This is a genomic window from Kitasatospora sp. NPDC059673 (genome assembly GCF_042734215.1).
Taxonomy (GTDB): Bacteria; Actinomycetota; Actinomycetes; order Streptomycetales; family Streptomycetaceae; genus Kitasatospora.
Genome location: NZ_JBHWEN010000001.1, coordinates 318,407 through 336,743, shown reverse-complemented (window position 1 = coordinate 336,743; position 18,337 = coordinate 318,407). Strand labels below are relative to the sequence as shown.

At 72.6% G+C, this 18,337-nt stretch carries 12 protein-coding genes and 1 pseudogene; 6 read left to right on the top strand and 7 right to left on the bottom strand.

Going from position 1 to position 18,337, the window contains the following annotated elements; all coding sequences use genetic code 11:
• The first annotated feature begins 959 nt into the window (after nucleotides 1–959).
• From ACFV18_RS01400 to ACFV18_RS01390, 3 genes are all read left to right on the top strand, one after another.
• Nucleotides 960–1,535 carry a hypothetical protein gene (locus ACFV18_RS01400; protein ID WP_380478122.1) on the top strand — a complete coding sequence of 192 codons (576 nt, stop codon included), beginning with the start codon at nucleotides 960–962 and terminating at the stop codon, nucleotides 1,533–1,535.
• A gap of 68 nt (nucleotides 1,536–1,603) precedes the next feature.
• Entirely contained in the window at nucleotides 1,604–4,513 is a 2,910-nt protein-coding gene (locus ACFV18_RS01395) for a BTAD domain-containing putative transcriptional regulator (protein ID WP_380478121.1), read from the top strand.
• A gap of 114 nt (nucleotides 4,514–4,627) precedes the next feature.
• Nucleotides 4,628–5,032, top strand: a complete 405-nt coding sequence (locus ACFV18_RS01390) for a hypothetical protein (RefSeq protein WP_380478120.1) — start codon at nucleotides 4,628–4,630, stop codon at nucleotides 5,030–5,032.
• Here ACFV18_RS01390 and ACFV18_RS01385 read toward each other — a convergent pair.
• The 4 genes from ACFV18_RS01385 to ACFV18_RS01370 all read right to left on the bottom strand — a co-directional run bounded on the left by ACFV18_RS01385 (nucleotide 4,917) and on the right by ACFV18_RS01370 (nucleotide 11,475).
• A complete protein-coding gene (locus ACFV18_RS01385; protein WP_380478119.1) occupies nucleotides 4,917–6,365 on the bottom strand; it encodes an acyltransferase in 1,449 nt (482 codons plus the stop codon). The genes ACFV18_RS01390 and ACFV18_RS01385 overlap by 116 nt on opposite strands.
• A 105-nt stretch (nucleotides 6,366–6,470) precedes the next feature.
• Complete coding sequence (locus tag ACFV18_RS01380) at nucleotides 6,471–9,209, bottom strand: alkaline phosphatase family protein (protein ID WP_380478118.1); 2,739 nt, start codon at nucleotides 9,207–9,209, stop codon at nucleotides 6,471–6,473.
• Between the two features lie 5 nt (nucleotides 9,210–9,214).
• The gene (locus ACFV18_RS01375) at nucleotides 9,215–10,561 is read right to left on the bottom strand and encodes an ABC transporter permease (RefSeq protein WP_380478117.1); all 1,347 of its coding nucleotides are present in this window, start codon (nucleotides 10,559–10,561) and stop codon (nucleotides 9,215–9,217) included.
• Nucleotides 10,558–11,475: an ABC transporter ATP-binding protein gene (locus tag ACFV18_RS01370; RefSeq protein ID WP_380478116.1), complete on the bottom strand. Its 918-nt coding sequence runs from the start codon at nucleotides 11,473–11,475 to the stop codon at nucleotides 10,558–10,560. The genes ACFV18_RS01375 and ACFV18_RS01370 overlap by 4 nt, the downstream gene beginning before the upstream one ends.
• 385 nt (nucleotides 11,476–11,860) lie before the next feature.
• Here ACFV18_RS01370 and ACFV18_RS01365 point away from each other — a divergent pair, with 385 nt between their 5' ends.
• On the top strand, nucleotides 11,861–13,702 hold the full coding sequence (locus ACFV18_RS01365) for a glycoside hydrolase family 15 protein (protein WP_380478115.1): 1,842 nt from the start codon (nucleotides 11,861–11,863) through the stop codon (nucleotides 13,700–13,702).
• A 34-nt stretch (nucleotides 13,703–13,736) separates the two neighbouring features.
• Nucleotides 13,737–14,762: an alcohol dehydrogenase catalytic domain-containing protein gene (locus ACFV18_RS01360; RefSeq protein WP_380478114.1), complete on the top strand. Its 1,026-nt coding sequence runs from the start codon at nucleotides 13,737–13,739 to the stop codon at nucleotides 14,760–14,762.
• Nucleotides 14,763–14,767: 5 nt separating this feature from the next.
• On the opposite strand, the pseudogene ACFV18_RS01355 reads toward ACFV18_RS01360, so the two are convergent.
• The 3 genes and pseudogenes from ACFV18_RS01355 to ACFV18_RS01345 form a co-directional block, all read right to left on the bottom strand.
• A pseudogene (locus ACFV18_RS01355) lies at nucleotides 14,768–15,061 on the bottom strand (trehalose-6-phosphate synthase); the annotation flags it as partial.
• A gap of 92 nt (nucleotides 15,062–15,153) precedes the next feature.
• Nucleotides 15,154–16,443 (bottom strand): cytochrome P450, encoded by a 1,290-nt coding sequence (locus ACFV18_RS01350; RefSeq protein WP_380478113.1) that lies wholly within the window; start codon nucleotides 16,441–16,443, stop codon nucleotides 15,154–15,156.
• Between the two features lie 16 nt (nucleotides 16,444–16,459).
• A complete protein-coding gene (locus ACFV18_RS01345) occupies nucleotides 16,460–17,815 on the bottom strand; it encodes a glutamine synthetase family protein (protein WP_380478112.1) in 1,356 nt (451 codons plus the stop codon).
• 331 nt (nucleotides 17,816–18,146) lie between these two features.
• Here ACFV18_RS01345 and ACFV18_RS01340 point away from each other — a divergent pair, with 331 nt between their 5' ends.
• Nucleotides 18,147–18,335, top strand: a complete 189-nt coding sequence (locus ACFV18_RS01340; protein WP_043910603.1) for a ferredoxin — start codon at nucleotides 18,147–18,149, stop codon at nucleotides 18,333–18,335.
• Nucleotides 18,336–18,337 lie beyond the last annotated feature (2 nt).

Here is an 18,337-nt window from a genome sequence, read left to right as displayed (position 1 = left end):
CGGCCGGTTGGTGCGACGCTCTGCACGCTGCGGGATGCGGCCGATCGGCTGGTGAGTCGTTCCGCCTGGTCGGACTCCGCTGTGCTCCCCGCGCCCGTGCCGAGGTCGCCGGCCGGGTGGCAGACGCCACTGCCCGGGCGTTGGCTGCTGCCTGTAGCCGCCTGCCCCGGGCGTTTCGGGGCGCGGCCGATCGGCTGGTGAGCCGTCCTGGCTGGCCGATCTCTGCTGTGCTCCCCGCGTCCGCGCCGGGGCCGTCCGCCGGGCCGTAAACGCCACCACCCGCTGCCTGTGGCCACCGCCTCGCGTGCTGCGGGACGCCGCTGATCGGCTGGTGAGCCGTCCTGCCTGGCCGGTTTCCGCTGTGCTCCCCGTGACAGCGATGCGGCCGTCCGCCGGGCCGTAAACACCACCACCCGCTGCCTGCGGCCACCTGCCCTGCGCGTTGCGGGACGCGGCCGGCCGGTTGGTGCGCCGCCCTCCCCGGCCGATCTCCGCTGTGCTCCCCGCGTCCGTGCCGGGGCTGTCGGCCGGGTGGTAGACGCCACTGCCCGCGCGTTGGCCGCTGCCTGCGGCCACCTGCCCCGCGCGTTGCGGGGCGCGGCTGATCGGCTGGCGCGTCGCCCTGCCTGGCCGATCTCTGCTGTGCTCCCCGTGACAGCGATGCGGCCGTCCGCCGGGTCGTGAACGTCGCTGCCCGCGCGTTGGCTGCTGCCTGTGGCCACCTGCCCCGCGCGCTGGGGCACTTGGCCGATCGGCTGGTGAGCCGTCCTGCCTGGCCGGTTTCCGCGGTGCTCCCCGCGACCGCGCCGCGGCCGTCCGTCGGGCCGTAAACGCCACCGTTCATCGCGTGTCAATCCGTGCGCCGCAGAATCCCGAGTGCGACGTGATCATCCGCCCGGAGCCACAGGTCACGGGTGTCGCCAGCCGTCGTGAACAGCACCGCCGAAAGGACCGATACGTTGAGCCGGACCACCGCAGGAACCACCCGGGGGCTGGGCGCTCTCGCCGCCGTCGCCCTCGCCCTCGCGGCGGCGGGCGTGTTGACCGCCCAGGGCACCGCCCATGCCGCCTACGACCAGCCGACCGCCACCATCTGGGACGGCGAACAGCTCGCCAACAATGGCGCGCACATCGACAACCGGGGCCAGTTCGGCACGGCGCGGCTCATCATGCAGTCCGACGGCAACCTCGTCACCTACTACGCGCCGGACCACGACTTCTCGCGCCAGTACCCGACCTGGGCGACCGGCACCGTCGGCTGCGGCGTCAACGCCGTCATCCGCACCGACGGCAACCTGGTCGTGCTGAACGCGAACGGCGGCCTGTGCTGGGAGAGCGGCACCGCCGGGTACCCGCACGCCCGGGTGACGCTCTGGCGCAGCGGCGACCTGCTGATCACCGACGCCTGCAACCGCACCGTCTTCGAGCGGCAGCCCGGGACGACGTACGTCCCCGGGCAGACGCACGGCGGGATCTTCGCCCCCAGCTCGGTCGAGAGCCCGTACGTCGTGATGCCGCCGCCGACCAACTGCTGAGCCACCACGCACCACCCCCCTGTGCCGCCGCCCGCGCCGGACCGGGGGCAACCACGGGAGATCCGAAGATGGAGACAGCCGCAGTCGCAGCCGACCTGGCGGGGGAGGCCGGGCTTCGCTTCCGGCTGCTCGGCCCGCTCGCCGGGTGGGTGGGCGAGCAGCCCCTGGCGCTGGGCCGCCGCCAGCAGCAGGCGTTCCTCGCCATGCTGATCGCTGCTCCCGGGCGGGTGCTGACGACCGATCGGCTCGGGGACGGGATCTTCGACGAGGACAATCCGCCGGGCAACCCCAAGTCCGTGCTCGCCACGCACGCCTACCGGGTGCGCCGGGAGCTCCGGAGCCACGAGGCCGGCCACCTGCTGGTCACCGTGGACGGCGGCTACCGCCTGGACGTCCCGGCCGGGGCACTGGACTTCGTCGCCTTCGACCGCCTGGTCGCCGGGGCCGGCGAGGCTCTCGCCGCCGGTGAGCGGCCCCGGGCGCGGGACCTGCTGTCCCAGGCGCTGGCCCTGCACGAGGGCGAGCCGTTGGCCGGCCTGCCCGGTCGGCACGCCGACGAGCTCCGCCGCCATCTGACCGAGCGCCGGCTGGACGCGCTGGAGACCAAGCTGGGCCTGGACGTCGAGCTCGGGAGCGGCCCGTCCTGCCTGGTCGAGCTCGACCAGGCGGTCTTCGCGCACCCCTTCCGGGAGCGGTTCCGGGCTCTGCTGATGCTGGAGTACCACCTGTCGGGCCGGCCCGAGGAGGCCCGGGCGGTGTACGAGGACGCCCGGCGGTTCTACCTCGGTGAGGGGCTGACCTGCGCGGACCTGGACGCGCTGCACCGGCGCATCCTCCGCAACGACCCGGGCCTGGTCGCCGCCGCTCGCCCCGCCCTCGTCGAGGAGCGGCCGGCCGGCCCGGCGCCCACCGCCGTGCCCGAGCAACTGCCCGGCCCGCTACCGGACTTCACCGGACGTCAGGCCGACGTCGCCCGGCTGGCCGAGGCGCTCTCCCACCCGGACCCGGGCGCTGTCGTCATCTCGGCGATCAACGGCCTCGGCGGCGTCGGCAAGACCAGCCTGGCCGTGCACGTCGGACACGCCCTGCGGGCGCGCTTCCCCGACGGACGGCTGCACGTGGACCTGCGGGGCGCGCAGCCCGTTCCGCTCGACCCGGGTGAGGCGCTCGCGGGCTTCCTGACGGCGCTGGGCGTGGCGGACCGCGAGATCCCCGCCGACCTGGCCGAGCGTGCCGCGCTGTTCCGCACCACCGTGACGGGCCGCCGCCTGCTGATCCTGCTGGACAACGCGGCCGGCCCCGAGCAGGTCGCCCCGCTGCTGCCGGGCTCCCGGACCTGCGCGGTGCTGGTCACCAGCCGCGCCTGGCTCACCACGCTGCCGGGCGCCCGCCACCTGCCGCTCGACGCGATGGCGGCTCAGGAGGCGCTCGACCTGCTGGCCGCCGTCGCGGGCCGGGCCCGGATCGAGGCCGAGCCCGTGGCGGCGGCCGCGATCGTCACGGCGTGCGGCCGCCTGCCGCTGGCGGTACGGGTCGCGGGCTCCCGGCTGGCCGCCGACCCCGCGCAGTCGCTGGTCCAGCTGGCCGATAGCCTCGCCGACGAACGCACCCGCCTCGGTGAACTCACCCACGAACAGGCCTCGGTGGAGCCCGTCCTCGCACTCTCCTACGCCCGGCTCACCGAGGAGCAGGCCCGCGCCCTGCGGCTGCTGGCCCTGCCCGATGCCCCCGACCTCGGCCCTGCGGACGCTGCCGCGCTGCTGGACCGCGGCCCCGCCGAGACCCGTGAACTGCTGGACGCGCTGGTCGACCTCAACCTGCTCCAGTCGCCGGCCGCCGACCGGTACGGCTTCCACGACCTGCTGAAGGTGTTCGCCCGGCAGCGTGGCGGGGACACCGCCGCCGCGGTGACGGCCGCGTTCGCCCGGCTGCTGGACTTCTGCGTGACCGGCGCCCGCAACGCCGAGAGCGCCGCGCACCGCGACCCGGACGGTCACGGCTTCGCCGGTGCCGAGGAGGCCGCCGCCTGGCTGCGAGAGCGGACCGCGCTGCACCGCGCGGTGATCCAACGGGCCTGCCAGGACGCGGAGTTGTCGCTGACGCAGACCGTCGATCTGTTGGACGCGATGGGCTCGATCCTGTTCGGCCGGGGCTACGTCACCACGGTCGCCGACCTGGCCGGCCAGGTCGCGGCCGCGGCCATGGTTCGCGGCGAGCGGGACGCCGAGGCCCTGGCCCGTTCGGTGCGCGGCGGCATGCTCTGGCACGCCAACTCCTATGCGGAGGCGGGCCAGGAACTGCGCGGCTGCCTGGCGCTGTGCGACGGCCCGGACCGGCTGAAACTGCGGGCCGACACCCTGAAACTCCTCGGTGCGAACGCCCGCGCGCTGCGGGACTTCGAGCAGGCCGTCGGCTGCCTGGAGGAGGCGGCGGAGCTCTTCCGGCAGCAGGCGGACGAGACCGCCGAGGGGCTCGTCCTCGGCGAACTGGCCTTCAACCACGCCCAGTGCGGGCGCCTGGAGCAGGCCCGCGCCGCCGCCGAACGGTGCGTCGAACTGACCGGCCGTCAGGTCTCGATCCCGCAGTCCATCGGCCGGTACTACCTGGCCCGGGTGCTGCACCTGTGCGGCGAGCTCGGCCCCGCGCTGGAGCAGGCCGAGCACGTGGTGGAGCGGTTCCGTTCCTTCGGCATGCTGGCCTTCGAGGCTGCCACCGGGAGCCTGATCGCCCGCATCCACCTGTCGGCCGCCCGCGACCGGGCCACCGTCCGGGCGGCCGAGGAAGCACTGCCGAAGGCCCGGCAGGTCGGCGGACTGCTGGAGGGCGGGCTGCTGCGGGCCCTCGGCGAGGCGCTGACCAGGCTGGGCCACACCGACCGGGCCCGGATCTGCCTCCAGCAGGCGCTCGGCCACTACCGGCAGCTGGAGCTGGCGGGCGACGCGGCGGAGGTGGAGGAACTGCTGCGCGGGCTGTGCTGAGTCGGTCCGGGCGGGTGGGCATGCCCATGCTCATCGGATGTCCATCGTGCTCGACGAACCTCTCTCCCGTGCCCGGCCACCTCCGGCCGGGACGTCCGAGAGAGGGGAACGACCATGTCCATCAAGGGACTTCGGAAGACCACGCTGGCCCTGGCGACGATGGCGATGGCCGGCGGCATCGCGCTGACGGGCGCCGGGTCCGCCTCGGCGACGACCGGTGGCGGTTGCGACGGGCCGGGCTGGCAGCAGGTCTGCATCAGCGACGGGTGGACCCAGATCAACACCTCGGTGACCACCAACTTCGCGAACAGCAACTGCACCGAGCAGGTCATCATCTGGGACTACACCACCAACACCCAGGCGATCTCCACCTCGTTCCCCTGCCGCTCCGGCCAGTTCACCTTCACCTGGGCCCTCTCCAACCCGACCTACGGCCACGACTACAAGGCCGAGGCCCGCTTCTACTGGCAGCCCGGCACCGGCTACACCTACCAGACCAGCCCCGACCTGCACTTCTGAGCCACCTCCCACCGGTCGGCCCGCCCATCTCCCCAGCGGGCCGACCCGGCGGTAAGGACCGGGCGGGGGCCGAGCGGCGGCGGCCGGAGCGCAGGACCAGGAAGAAGCCGCAGGCGAAGGCCGCGAGGGCGAGGGCGGGCGGGTGGCCGGACGGGGCGAAGCCGTGGACGGCGAGCCAGGCCAGGGCGGGGAGAGTCGCGGCGAGGCCGCAGAGGAGCAGGGCGGGGGAGTGGCCGGTGCTGCGGGCGAGGCCGAGCAGGGGGCGCTGAGCCCGTTGCAGGGCGGCGACCAGGGGGACGAGGAGTGCGGTCAGGACGGCGAACCAGGTCGGGCGGAGAGCGAACCACTGCCAGGAGCCGATGGACGGCTGCGGGGCGAGCCCGGCCGGGTAGAGCGTGGCGGCGACCAGGACCACCGGGACGGGGTGCCAGAGGTAGACCGTCATCGCCGCCCGGTTGAGGCGGGTGACGCGGGCTCGTCGCATTGGGGCGGCCAGCCGGCGCCGCGCGGCCGGCTCGGCCGCCAGCAGGAGGCCGCACTGGGCGGCGGCGAAGGCGAGCAGGGCGATCGAAGGTGGAGTCGTGTTGCCGGCGTGCAGGCCCGCGCCGACCATGTCCACCGGGAACGGGCCCCAGGTCAGCAGGCCGGCGAGGAGCAGTGCGCCCGCGAGCGCGAGCCAGAGGGGGCGGTGTCCCCGGGTGAGGCTGCCGTCGTGCCAGGCGAATCCCCACTGGTGCATGGCGCCCCAGACCAGCAGGTAGTTGGCGAACCCGAGCAGCGGCAGCCGCGGACCCAGGATCGCCACGTCCACCAGCGCGGCGCCAACCGCCATGGCAGCCGGCACGGCGAGCCCCCAACGGGTGTGCGCGGCGTACAGCGCGGGGGTCAGGACGATCAGCAGCAGGTAGACCGGGAGGAACCACAGGTGCAGAGCCAAGTACCAACCGGCCTGCGCGAGTTCACCCGCGTTCACCCCACCCGCCCAGGCCGCGGCGGCCGCGAACGAGACCACGCCGACGTACACCGCGGTCGGCCACAACAGCCGCAAGGTGCGGCGGTGCACCCAGCCCGTCCAGCCTTCCGCGCGACGGCGGTGCGCCGTCCAGGAGGCGGCGTTGGCGTAGCCGCCGACCAGGAAGACGACCGGCATCACCTGGAAGAGCAGCGTCACCCAGCGCCCCCAGCCGACATACGCCAGGGCATCATGCCCCGCCACCCGCCCGGCGCGGTAGGTGAGGTCGGTCAGCAGCCAGTGCCCCAGGACCACGGCGCAGATCGCGGCCACCCGCAGGAGATCCGCGTAGTGATTGTGATCGGTGGGACGGGGGGACATGGGGGATCAGCGCCGGATCCGGGAGGTGTTGGCCTGTACACCTCATTATCCGGCGCTGCGCAAGAGGGTGGGGGAGGGCGCGAGCGCAGGCGGCGTTCGTGCTCGTCAGCCGTCGAGTTCGGCCGAGGGCAGGTACGCGCCCGGGACGTCCGTCGGAGCGAGCAGCGCTTGTTCGCCGGGGTACGGGGTCTTCCAGTCGTGGGCCTCGTACCAGGTGAGGTGGTTCATCTGGGACGGGTTGGCGCGGTCGGGGGCGGCGTCGGGGCCGGTCAGGTGCTGTTGCTGCTTCCAGTCGGACCACTTCCGCGCGAGGTCCGCCTGTTCGGCCGGGACGGACCCGGTCGCGGCGAGGGTGGCGGCCGGGTTCTGTGCGGCCGGGACGTCCAGGCCGCAGGAGGGTGCGGTGGCCAGGCCGTTGGTGAGCGAGGTGCGGTTCGGTTGCACGCTGAACGGGGTGAAGTCGGGGGTGCTGGTGAACGCCGAGGTCATCGGGGTGGCCGCGGTGTCCTTCTGGTTCATCGGCTTGATCCCGAGGATCTGCTCGATGGTGCGGATCATGTTGATCTGCGAGTAGAAGTGGCTGTCGACGACGCCGCGCCGGGCGTACGGGCTGATGATCTGGATCGGTGCCCGGTGCCCGTCCACGTGGTCGAGGCCGGCCTGGGAGTCGTCCTCGACGACGAAGATCGCCGAGTCCTTCCAGTACGGGCTGTGGGTGATCTCGTCGACGATCTGGCCGACCGCGAGGTCGTTGTCCGCGACCTGGGCGGCGCCGTTGGCCGGGCCGCCGGTGTGGTCGCTGGAGAGCCAGAGCATGTTCAGGTTCGCCGGGCCGTTCTTCTCGAAGTCCTGCTTCCAGATCTGCGCGCGGTAGATGTCCGGGACGCTGGTGTCGAACATCGGGAAGCCGGGCACGGAGACGCTGTTCAGTGACGGGATCGGGGAGGACGAGTTCAGCTTGTACGCCGAGCTGTTGCCGGTCGCCTGCATGGTCCTGGCGTCGCAGTACAGGTTCTGCCAGGTGGCGTCGGCCGGCTTGGTCAGGAACTGGTGGAACTCGCCGAAGTCCCGCACGCTCCGGCCGGTGGCCTGGGCGCCGCTCCACAGGGTGCCGCTGGCCTGGTGGCCGAGGGCGTCGTCCTCGGTGTCGTAGCTGCGGATGTACTCGCCGGCCGAGGATTCGGTGTACTCCGGATTGTCCGCCTGCATCAGCCAGTTGTGGCCCTCGGCGGAGTTGGTGCCGATGTCGTACGTGTTGTCGTACAGCCCGAACTGCTGGGCCAGCGCGTGCTGGTTGGGCGTCACGTTCTCGCCGAACTGCGCCAGCGACGGGTCGCCGTTGCCCTGCGGCAGGTCGCCGAAGACCTGGTCGTAGGTCCGGTTCTCCTTGACGATCAGGAACACGTGCTTGATCGTCGACGGGTCGCCGATCCGGTTGGGGACGGGCACCGCCTTGGCCTTGTTGCCGGTGGCGAGTTTGGCCGCGTTGGTGGTCCAGTTGTTCTGCGCGAAGACCTTGGCGGTCTGCTTCCGGATCTCCTTGTCGCTCGGCAGGGTGAACCGCACCACGCTGGAGGTGGTGTCGTGGGTGCCGTGCGCGCCGTCCACCCGGCGGGCGTCGATGCCGCGGGTGTTGGAGACCAGGATCTGGTTGCCGGACGAGGAGATCCCGGAGGGGAAGTAGTCCGTCGGCAGCAGGCCGACGTAGCTCGCCGGCTCCTGCGGGCCGCGGAAGCGGTAGACGGCGATCGCGTTGGCCCGGCCCAGGGTCACCAGCAGGCGGCCGTCGTCGGTGAGGGTCACCGCGTTCGGCTCGTAGCCGATCGACGCCTCGGACCAGGGCTGGGTGGCGATGGTCTGGACGACCTTGTCGCCCCGGGTGTCGATCACCGAGACGCTGTTGGCGGCGGTGTTGGTGACGAACACCGCGCCGTTCCTGGCGTACACGGCGGTCGGGTGCAGGCCGACGTCGATGCTCGCGGGGGTGGCGGACGGGTTCGCCAGGTCGATCACGCTGACCGTGCCGGAGGTGGTGGCGGCGGTGTTCGGATCGGCCGGCACCTGGGTGCCGTACGAGTTGATGGTGCTTTCGCCGGGCTTCGCCGGGCGGCCGCCCTCGTTGCTGACGTACAGCTTGCCGCCCGCCTGGGCCAGGCCGCGCGGGGCGTTGCCGACGGCCCAGCTCTGCTTGACGGTGCCGCTGGCGGTGTCGATCGCCACCACCCGGTTCTGGCCGTTGACCGCCGCGTACGCGCTCGCGCCGTCTGCCGAGAAGACCAGGCCGGCCACCAGGGCCCGCTGCGAGCCGTTCTTGGCGATCTTGACGACGGTCGGGTTGGTGACGCTGCCGTCCGGGTTCACGTCGAACCGGGTGAAGCCGTCCGGCTGGCCCAGCCACAGCTGCTTGCCGTTGGGGGAGTACGTCGGGCCTTCCTGGCCCACGTTGTTGGAGCTGATCCTCGGGGTGGCGGACGCGCCGCTGCCGACCAGCTGCTGCACCTTCCAGTTCCGCACGTCCACGATCGCCAGCGCCGCGCCGCCGTCGGTGACCGAGGCCGCCAGGCGGGTGCCGTCCGGGCTCACCGTGGACGACATGATCTTGCCGTTGTTGAGCACCAGCCGCTCGCCGTAGGGAGCGAGGTACTGGTTGCTGGAGACCAGTTCGCCCTGCTCGTAGACCTGGCCGACCCGGTTGGTGCCGAAGGTGTCCGACTTGGCCCAGCCGACACCGGCGCCGGCCGCGACGACCACCGCCGTGGCGGCGGCCGTGACGAGCGTCCGGCGGCGGGTCCTGCGGCCGGACGTGCCCTGCGTGGCATCCACACGACGACGTGTGACCTGCATCGTTGCTATCCCTTCGAAGGTGCCGGAAGCAGCCCGACGTTGCCGTCGAACTGCCAGAGCGGGTTCGGGGCGTCACCGGTGGGGGTGCGCACCAGGAAGTAGCCGTTCACTTCCTTCGGCCCGTCGCCGTCGGCGACGAACCGCCCGTCGGGGGCGATGTCGAGCTGGTAGACGGCCGTCCCGGTGGCCTCGACGCCCGGGAGGTGCCAGGACACGACGCAGCGCCAGTCGTTGCCCGGGCCTTCGGGCTCGACCTCGGTGCTGCCCTTGTCGCAGGCCGCCGTGACCTGCAACTGCGCCTCGGTGACCTCGGGGCGGTTGAGTTCGGCGGTCTGCAGGCGGTACAGGTGCGCGAAGGCCGTGGCCACCGAGCGCTGCACCTTGTCCTGCTCGATCCCGGAGCCGGTGGCCCCGAGCGCCGGGGTCAGTACCCCGACGGTGACGGCGAGCAGGGCGGCCAGCGGCAGCGCACCGAAGCCGAGCGCGCGGCGACCGGAGCCGTCGTGCGCGGGGTTGGTGAAGTCGCGCCGCAGGAACAGCAGGTGGGCCAGCAGCGTGGCGGCCGCCGCCCACACCAGGGAGACCGCCACGCCGATCAGCAGCGGGCCGAGCTGCGCCGGTCCGGTGAACAGGCCGCTCCAGGAGACGAAGGCGTAACCGGGCAGGGCGAGCCGCACACCGACCGGCAGCGGCAACAGCTGGGCCAGCTGCATCGCCAGCGCGGCCAGCGCGGGCAGCAGCAGTCCCATCGGGGAGCGGCCCAGGGCGACCGAACCGAGCAGCCCGATCCCGGCCAGCGCCAGCGTCGGCGCGAGTGCGCAGAGCCAGGCCAGCAGGACCTTGAACGCGGCGTCGCCCGGCGACAGCAGGTGGCCGTCGAGACCCACCAGCGGGTGGTGGCCGACCGCCAGCAGGCCACCGGCGGTGGCGGACACCGCCAGCCCCGTCACCAGCAGCACCAGGACGGTGAGGACGGCCAGCGCCTTCGCGGCGAAGATCCGGCGCGGCGAGCGGACCGCCACCAGCAGGTGGCGCCAGGTGCCGAGCCGGTCCTCGGCGGCGAACACGTCACCGGCGACCACCGAGGTCAGCAGCGGCAGCGCCCAACTGCCCGCGAACCCGAGCGTCACCAGCGGACCCGCCCAGCCCGTCGCGTGCATCCAGCGGCCGAAGAGGGTGTCGGTGGGGAGGGTGCTCTGCCCGCTCACCCCGGCGACGAAGAGCGCCGGGGCCAGCCAGCAGGCCAGCAGCAGCAGCCGGATCCGCCACTGCGCGACCAGCTTGAGCAGCTCGAAGCGGTAGGTGCGGGACACCGGCACCTGGATGGCGGGGGGCGTGAGGGTCGTGGTCATCGGGCGTCCTGCTGCTGGTCGGTGAGGGCGAGGAACGCGGCTTCGAGCGGCGACACCACCGGCGCGAGCTCACGCACCGCGACGCCGGCCTGCACCAGCCGCACCACCAGCGCGTCCAGTGCGGGGATCCGCGCGCGCACCACGAGGCGCCCGGCGCCGTCGTCGGTGAGGCGGACCCCGGCCGTTCCGGCGGCGATCAGCCGGGCCGCCGCCGGGTCGGAGGTGAGCAGCCGGTAGTCGAGTTCACCGTTCTCGGCGGCCAGCTTGTCCAGCGGGCCGGAGAACACCACCCGCCCGGTGGCGAGGACGGTGACCTCGGAGCACAGCGCCTCCAGGTCGTCCATCCGGTGGCTGGAGAGCACGACGGCGCTCCCGTCCGCCGCCAGCCGCCGCAGCACCCCGTGCACCTGCCGCTTGCCGGCCGGGTCCAGCCCGTTGGCGGGCTCGTCGAGCACCAGCAGCCGGGGCCCGGTGAGCAGGGCGGCGGCGAGACCGAGCCGCTGGCGCATACCGAGCGAGAATCCGCCCACCCGGTCGTCGGCGACCTCCGTGAGCCCGACCTCGCCGAGCGCCTCCCCGACCCCCCGGGCCCGGCCCCGGAGGGCGGCCAGCGCGGCGAGGTTCTGCCGGGCCGTCAGCGCGGGGTACAGACCCGGCCCGTCCACGAACCCGGCCACCCCGTCCGGCGCCGCGAGCGCCCGGCCGACCGGCGTGCGCAGGATCTCCAGGCTGCCGCCGTCGGCGACGGCCAGCCCCAGCAGCAGGCCCAGCAGCGTCGTCTTGCCCGCGCCGTTGGGCCCCACCAGGCCGTGGATCCGCCCCTGCGTCACATCGAGGTCGACGCCGTCGAGGGCGATCACCTCACCGAAGCGCTTGGTGATCCCCCGGGCCCGGACCGCGAGCAGTGTGTCCATGAGTCCCTTCCTCCGAAACCGTTGGAGACCCTAGGCACTTGACGCAACGCGATCAGGAACCGCTTCCTGAACATTCATGGAACGGAAAGCGGCGCCCAGAAGGGGAGTTGACCACCCGTCACCCGGATCTGCGGATGCCCCTGGCCCGATCGCGCGATTTCCGCCACGGGGCATGTGCGGCGCCCGTCCCTTCGGGGCAGAGACTCCGGACGGCCGGGCCGGGGGCGGGCTGCCCATCCCGACCGTCGGCAACTTCTCCGTCACGCTGCGCCTCCACGCCCCCGACACCGCGTTCCGGTCTTCTGCGGCGCTCCGGCGGGCCGCGATCTAGCATGAAACGGAAGGTTCGGCTCGATGCCCCGCACCACTTGGGTGAGGAGGCCGCATGGGACGGCCAGGCAGTACTGGCGGATTCGGAGAGTTGGGCGGTGACCGGTACCTGCCGATCTCCGAACACGGACTGATCGGCGACCTGCGCACCGCCGCGCTGGTGGCGACGGACGGCACCATCGACTGGTACTGCTGTCCGCGCTTCGACGCCCCGAGCGTGTTCGCGTCCGTGCTGGACGTGGACCGCGGCGGCCGTTTCGAACTGGCCGCGGACGTGCCGGCCCGCACCCGGCAGTTCTACTTCCCCGACACCAACGTCCTGATCACGCGGTTCTTCGCGGCCGACGGGGTGGCGGAGATCCAGGACTTCATGCCCGTGGTGGACGAGTCGCGCGAGGCGGGCCGGCACCGGCTGATCCGGCGGGTGATCAGCGTCCGTGGCACGCTGCCGTTCCGGGCGAGGGTCGCGCCGCGCTTCGGCTACGGGACGCAGGAACACACTGTGGAGTCGGAGGGCGGCCACATGGTGTTCCGCTCACCGGATCTGGACATCGCGCTGACCGCCACCGTGCCGGTCGAGAGCGACGGGCAGGACGTGTGGTCGCACTTCAAGCTGCTGGAGGGCGAGTCCGCGGTGTTCGCCCTCGACCGGGTCACCGAGGAGATCGGCCCGCGCGGCTGCCCCAACCGGGAGGCCGAGCAGGAGTTCGAGGCCACCGTCCGGTTCTGGCGCCACTGGCTGTCCCGCTCGCGCTACCACGGGCGGTGGCGGGAGATGGTGCACCGCTCGGCGCTGCTGCTGAAGCTGCTCACCTACGCGCCCACCGGCGCGATCATCGCCGCCCCGACCACCAGCCTGCCCGAGCAGCTCGGCGGCGAGCGCAACTGGGACTACCGCTACGTGTGGGTCCGCGACGCGGCGTTCTGCATCTACGCCATGCTCCGGCTGGGCTTCACCTCGGAGGCCGAGGCGTTCATGGGCTTCATCTCCGAGCACGGGATCATGCGCGGCACCCGGGAGAGCGGCCCGCTCCAGATCATGTACGGCATCGACGGCCGCCGCGACCTTCCCGAGCGGGAACTGTCGCATCTGGAGGGCCACCTGGGCTCGGCGCCGGTGCGGGTGGGGAACGCGGCCACCGGGCAGCTCCAGCTGGACATCTACGGCGCGCTGATCGACTCCGTCTATCTGTACGACAAGTGGGGGCAGCCGATCAGCAGCGCGCACTGGGACGAGGTCGGCGCCGTGGTGGACTGGCTCTGCGACCACTGGGACCAGCCCGACGAGGGCGTCTGGGAGACCCGGGCCGGCCGGCGCGACTTCGTGTACTCGCGGCTGATGTGCTGGGTCGCGCTGGAACGGGCGATCCGGATGGCCAACCGGCGCGGCCTGCCCGCCGACCTGCCGCGCTGGCAGCGGGCCCGGGACACCATCTACCGGCAGATCATGGCCCGTGGCTGGTCCGCCGAGCGCGGCGCGTTCGTCCAGGGGCTGGACGACAAGGTTCTCGACGCGTCCCTGCTGATGATGCCGATGGCCAAGTTCATCTCGCCCACCGACCCCAAGTGGCTGTCCACCCTGGACGCCCTCACCGCCGACCTGGTCTCCGACTCCCTGGTGTACCGCTACGACCCGGAGGCCAGCCCCGACGGCCTGCGGGGCGCCGAAGGCACCTTCTCGATCTGCTCGTTCTGGTACGTCGAGGCACTGGCCCGGGCAGGCCGGCTGGAAGAGGCCCGGCTGGCGTTCGAGAAGATGCTCACCTACGCGAACCACGTTGGCCTGTTCGCCGAGGAGATCGGCCGCACCGGCGAGCAACTCGGCAACTTCCCGCAGGCGTTCACCCACCTCTCGCTGATCAGCGCCGCCTTCAACCTGGACCGCGCGCTCGGCTGACCGCAAGGACCTCCCCTTCCCCTGGAGTGCTGACATGGGCACCTATCGCGTCATGCAGGCCACCGCCCCCAACGGCCCGCTGGAGCCGGCCGAACGCGCGGTGCCGCCGCCGGGCCCCGGGCAGGTCCGCATCGCCGTCGAGGCGTGCGGGGTCTGCCACAGCGACGCGCTCTTCCTGAGCGGCGTGCTGCCGGGCGTGTCCTTCCCCGAGGTGCCCGGGCACGAAATCGCGGGCCGGATCGAGGAGTTGGGCGCGGGCGCCGACATCGCCGGCTGGCAGCCCGGGGACCGGGTGGCGGTCGGCTGGTTCGGCGGCAGCTGCGGGCACTGCCGGCCCTGCCGGGAAGGGGACTTCATCGTCTGCCCCAACCTCAAGGTCCCCGGCTGGGCGTACGACGGCGGCTTCGCCGAGAAGGTGATCGCACCCGTGGACGCCCTGGCCCGCATCCCCGAGGGGCTGGCGGCGGCCGATGCCGGACCCATGGCCTGCGCGGGCGTGACGGTCTTCAACGGCATGCGGCGCAGCTCCGCCCGCCCCGGCGACCTGGTCGCGGTACTCGGCCTCGGCGGCCTCGGACACCTCGGCGTGCAGTACGCCGCCGCGATGGGCTTCGAGACGGTGGCGATCGCCCGCGGCCGGGAGAAGGCCGCCTTCGCCGAGCAACTGGGCGCCCACCACTACCTGGACAGCACCTCCGACACCCCCCTCGCCGCCGCGCTCCAGGCCCTCGGCGGAGCCAGGGTCGTCCTGGCCACCGCCGCCAACGCCGACGCCATGACCGCCACTGCGGACGGCCTCGCCCCACGCGGAGAACTCGTCGTCATCGGAGCCGACACCGCACCCCTCGGCATCACCCCGGCCCAGCTCCTGATGGCCGGCCGGATCATCCGCGGCCACCCCTCCGGCACCTCCCAGGACGTGCAGGACACCATGGAGTTCAGCCTCCTGCACGGCATCCGCCCGATGATCGAGACCGTCCCCCTCGACCACGCCGAGCAGGCCTACCAGAAGATGCTCGACGGCCGGGCCCGCTTCCGGATGGTCCTCACCACCGGCTGACGGCCTCAACTGCCCTGCGGGGAACGGCGGATGGCGTCGAGGACGCGGGTGGCCCAGTCCGCCGGGCGGTCGTGGCCGAGGAGGGTGGAGAGGGTGGCCATGCGGGTGCGGCGGTCGGCCCGGAGGAGGCCTGGGACCAGCCAGAGGTTGTAGTCGTGCAGCCAGACGGTCGCGCCGGGGGCGGCCCGGGCGGTGATGTGGTCGGCGAAGCGGGCGTTGACAGTGCGGTAGGCGGCCCAGGCGTGCTCCTCGAAGACCGAGCGCTGCGGTTCGGACATCAGGACCGGCCAGAGGGTCTCCTTGCAGGCCCTGGACGACCGTCAAGGTGCAGCGCCCCGAGCCGCTCCCCCCGGTCCGGGGGAGCGGCTCAGGGTCGGCCGGCGGTCCGCTGTCAGGCGAGGGTGACCGAGACCGGGAGCTTCTTGATGCCGTTGACGAAGTTGGAGCGGACGCGGGGGACGTCGCCGGCCAGTTCGATGGAGGCGAGGCGGGGGATGAGCTCCTCGAACATGATGCGGATCTCGGTGCGGGCGAGCAGGTTGCCCAGGCAGAGGTGGGGGCTGCCCTTGCCGAAGGTGATGTGGTCGTTGTCCTGGCGGGTGACGTCGAAGTCGTAGGGGTTGCCGAAGACTTCCTCGTCGCGGTTGCCGGAGGCGAACCACATGACGACCTTGTCGCCCTCCTTGATCCGCTTGCCGCCGAGTTCGACGTCGCGGGTGGCGGTGCGGCGGAAGTGGTAGACGGGGGAGGACCAGCGCAGGAACTCCTCGACCGCGGCGGGGATCAGCGAGGGGTCCTGCTGGAGGCGGGCGAGCTGCTCGGGGTGCTGGAGCAGGGCCAGCATGGAGTGGCTGATGGTGTGGCGGGTGGTCTCGTTGCCGGCCACGACCAGCAGCAGGAAGTAGTTGTCGAAGTCCTGCGCGGTCAGCGGCACGCCGTCCTTGGGGGTTTCGTTGACCAGGCGGGAGATCAGGTCGGTGCCGGTGCCGCCGCGGCGCTGGGCGGCGAGTTCGCGGCCGTAGGCGAACACCTCCAGCGAGGCGGGGGAGCGGAACGGCAGGTCGCGGTACTTCTCGCTCTCCGCGCTGTGCAGCAGGACGTCGGCGTAGTCGGGGTCGGTGTTGCCGATGATCCGGTTGCCCCAGTCGATGAGCTGCTGGTTGTCCTCCGGCGGGACGTCCAGCAGCCGGGCCAGGACGTTGATCGGGAAGTCGGCGGAGACCTCCTTGACGAAGTCGAAGGTGCCCTTGGCGAGGGCGGCGTCCAGCGTGGTGGCGGTCAGGCCGCGCAGGAAGTCGGCGTAGCTGTTGATGACGCTCGCGCCGAACTGGCGCTGGAGCAGGCTGCGCAGGGCGCGGTGGCGGACGCCGTCGAGTTCCAGGATGGAGGCGCGCTTCTTGATCTGGTCGTCGTCGACCTCCTCCAGGTTGACGAACCGGGCGGAGGTGAAGGTCTCGGCGTCGCGGTCGACGCGGGCGATGTCGGCGTGCTTGGTGAGCGCCCAGAAGCCGGAGTTGGGCGCTTCCTCCTCCTGCCAGTGCACCGGGTCCTGGTGGCGCAGGGTGTGGAACATCCGCCACGGGGTGACGCCGTCGGTGAAGTTGTCGAGATCGGCCAGGTTCACCTGGTCCAGCGGCATCGGCTCGGACGCGGCGGCGGACCGGTCGGGTGCGGTGGTCATGGGTTCGCTCCTCGGCTTACAGGTGGTAGGCGTACTCGGTGAACTCCCAGTCGGTGACGTGCCGATGGAAGCGGGCGACCTCGTCGCGCTTGTACGAGAGGTAGGCGGCGGTGAAGTCCTTGCCGAGCACCTCGGTCAGCGCGGTGTCGGCCTCCAGCGCGTCGAGCGCGTCGGGCAGCGACTGCGGCAGGACGGGGGACTTGGCGGGGTCGTAGCCGTAGCCCTCCAGCGGGGCGGGCGGCTCCTCGCCGGCCAGCACGCCCAGCAGCGCGGCCGCGACGGTGCCGGCGATCAGGAGGTAGGGGTTGGCACTGGCGTCGCCCAGGCGCAGTTCGAAGCGGGAGCCGGCGCCGCGCTCCGGGGGGATGCGGACCATGGCGCTGCGGTTGTCCAGGCCCCAGTCGATCAGCCACGGGGCGAGGGTGTCGGGGCCGAAGCGCTTGTAGGAGTTGATCGTCGGGTTGGACAGCGCGGCGAGCGCGGGGGCGTGGGCGAGGATGCCGGCCACGGCGTGCCGGGCGGTGGTGCTCAGGCCGTACGGCGCGGACGGGTCCGCGAACAGGTTGCCGCCGTCCTGGTCCGTGCAGGACAGGTGCAGGTGGAAGCCGGAGCCGCCGGCGCCCATGAAGGGCTTGGCCATGAAGGTGGCCAGCCGGCCTTCCTGGCGGGCCAGTTCCTTGACGGCGGACTTGAAGCGGAAGGCCCGGTCGGCGGCCGACATGGCGTCGGAGTGGGTCAGGTTGATCTCGAACTGCCCGCCGTCGAACTCGTGGTTGCCGCTGGTGACGCCGATGTTCAGCTCGCGCAGCAGGCGCAGGGTGCGCAGCAGGTGGTTGTCGCCGTCGGCGCGCAGGCCCGCGGTGTAGACGACGCCGGCGGCCTCGCTGTAGCGGCGCCAGCCGCGGGCGGTGTCGGGGGCCGGGTCGCACAGGAAGTACTCGAGTTCCGGTCCGACGATCGGGTGCAGGCCCGCCTCGCGGGCCCGTTCGACGACGGCGCGCAACAGGTCGCGGGGCGACTCGGGGGCGGGGTGTCCGGTGGCCGGGTCGGTGACGTCGCCGAGGCAGGTGGCGACGCCGGGCTCCCACGGCAGCGGGGTGAGGGTGTCGAGGTCGGGGCGCACGCAGATGTCGGGCAGGCCCGCGTCCAGGCCGCCGGGGACGGGGACGACGTCGCCCTGCGGGCTGGTGTGGTAGACGGCGCGGCAGAACGCGAGGCCGTGGTCGCAGGCCGAGGGCAGGTGGTCCAGCAGCACGTCCCGGGCCCGTTCGGTGCCGATCAGGTCGGGATAGGTCACCCGGACCACGTCGATGCCCTGGGTGGCCAGCCGCTCCTGGTGGTGGCGGACGGGCGGGGTGTCGGATGCGCTCACCGGTGTCTCCTGTGGGGAAGTGTGGGGCGCCGCCCAGGGCGCGCGGGGGTGCGGGAGCTCGCGGCGCTGGGCTGTGCCGACGGAGAAGAACCGGAGTTCACGGCCCTGGGGGGAGGGGGAGCGGCGGCTTCGGACTGCGGCCAGGCGCAGGAACCGCTCGCTGTTGGTGGCCAACCGTAGGGACGCAGGTCACCGTCCCGCAAGGGGTCTGGCGCATAAATTTATCCATCCGTATAGCTATTGACCCCGGGCCGACCGGTTCCTATGTTGTTTGACGCCAAATGACTTTCCGGCGCCCCCTCAGCCCCACCCACCCCCAGGAGGACCGGCCATGCAGGTCGTCGTCGACATGAACAAGTGCCAGGACCACGGCCAGTGCGTCTTCGCCGCCCCCGACGTCTTCTCCTTCGACGAAACCGGCCGACTCGCGTACGTCGCCGACCCCGACGAGGCCCTGCGCGCCGACGTCGAGGAAGCCGCCGACGTGTGCCCGCTGCAGGCCATCCGGATCGAAGGCTGAGC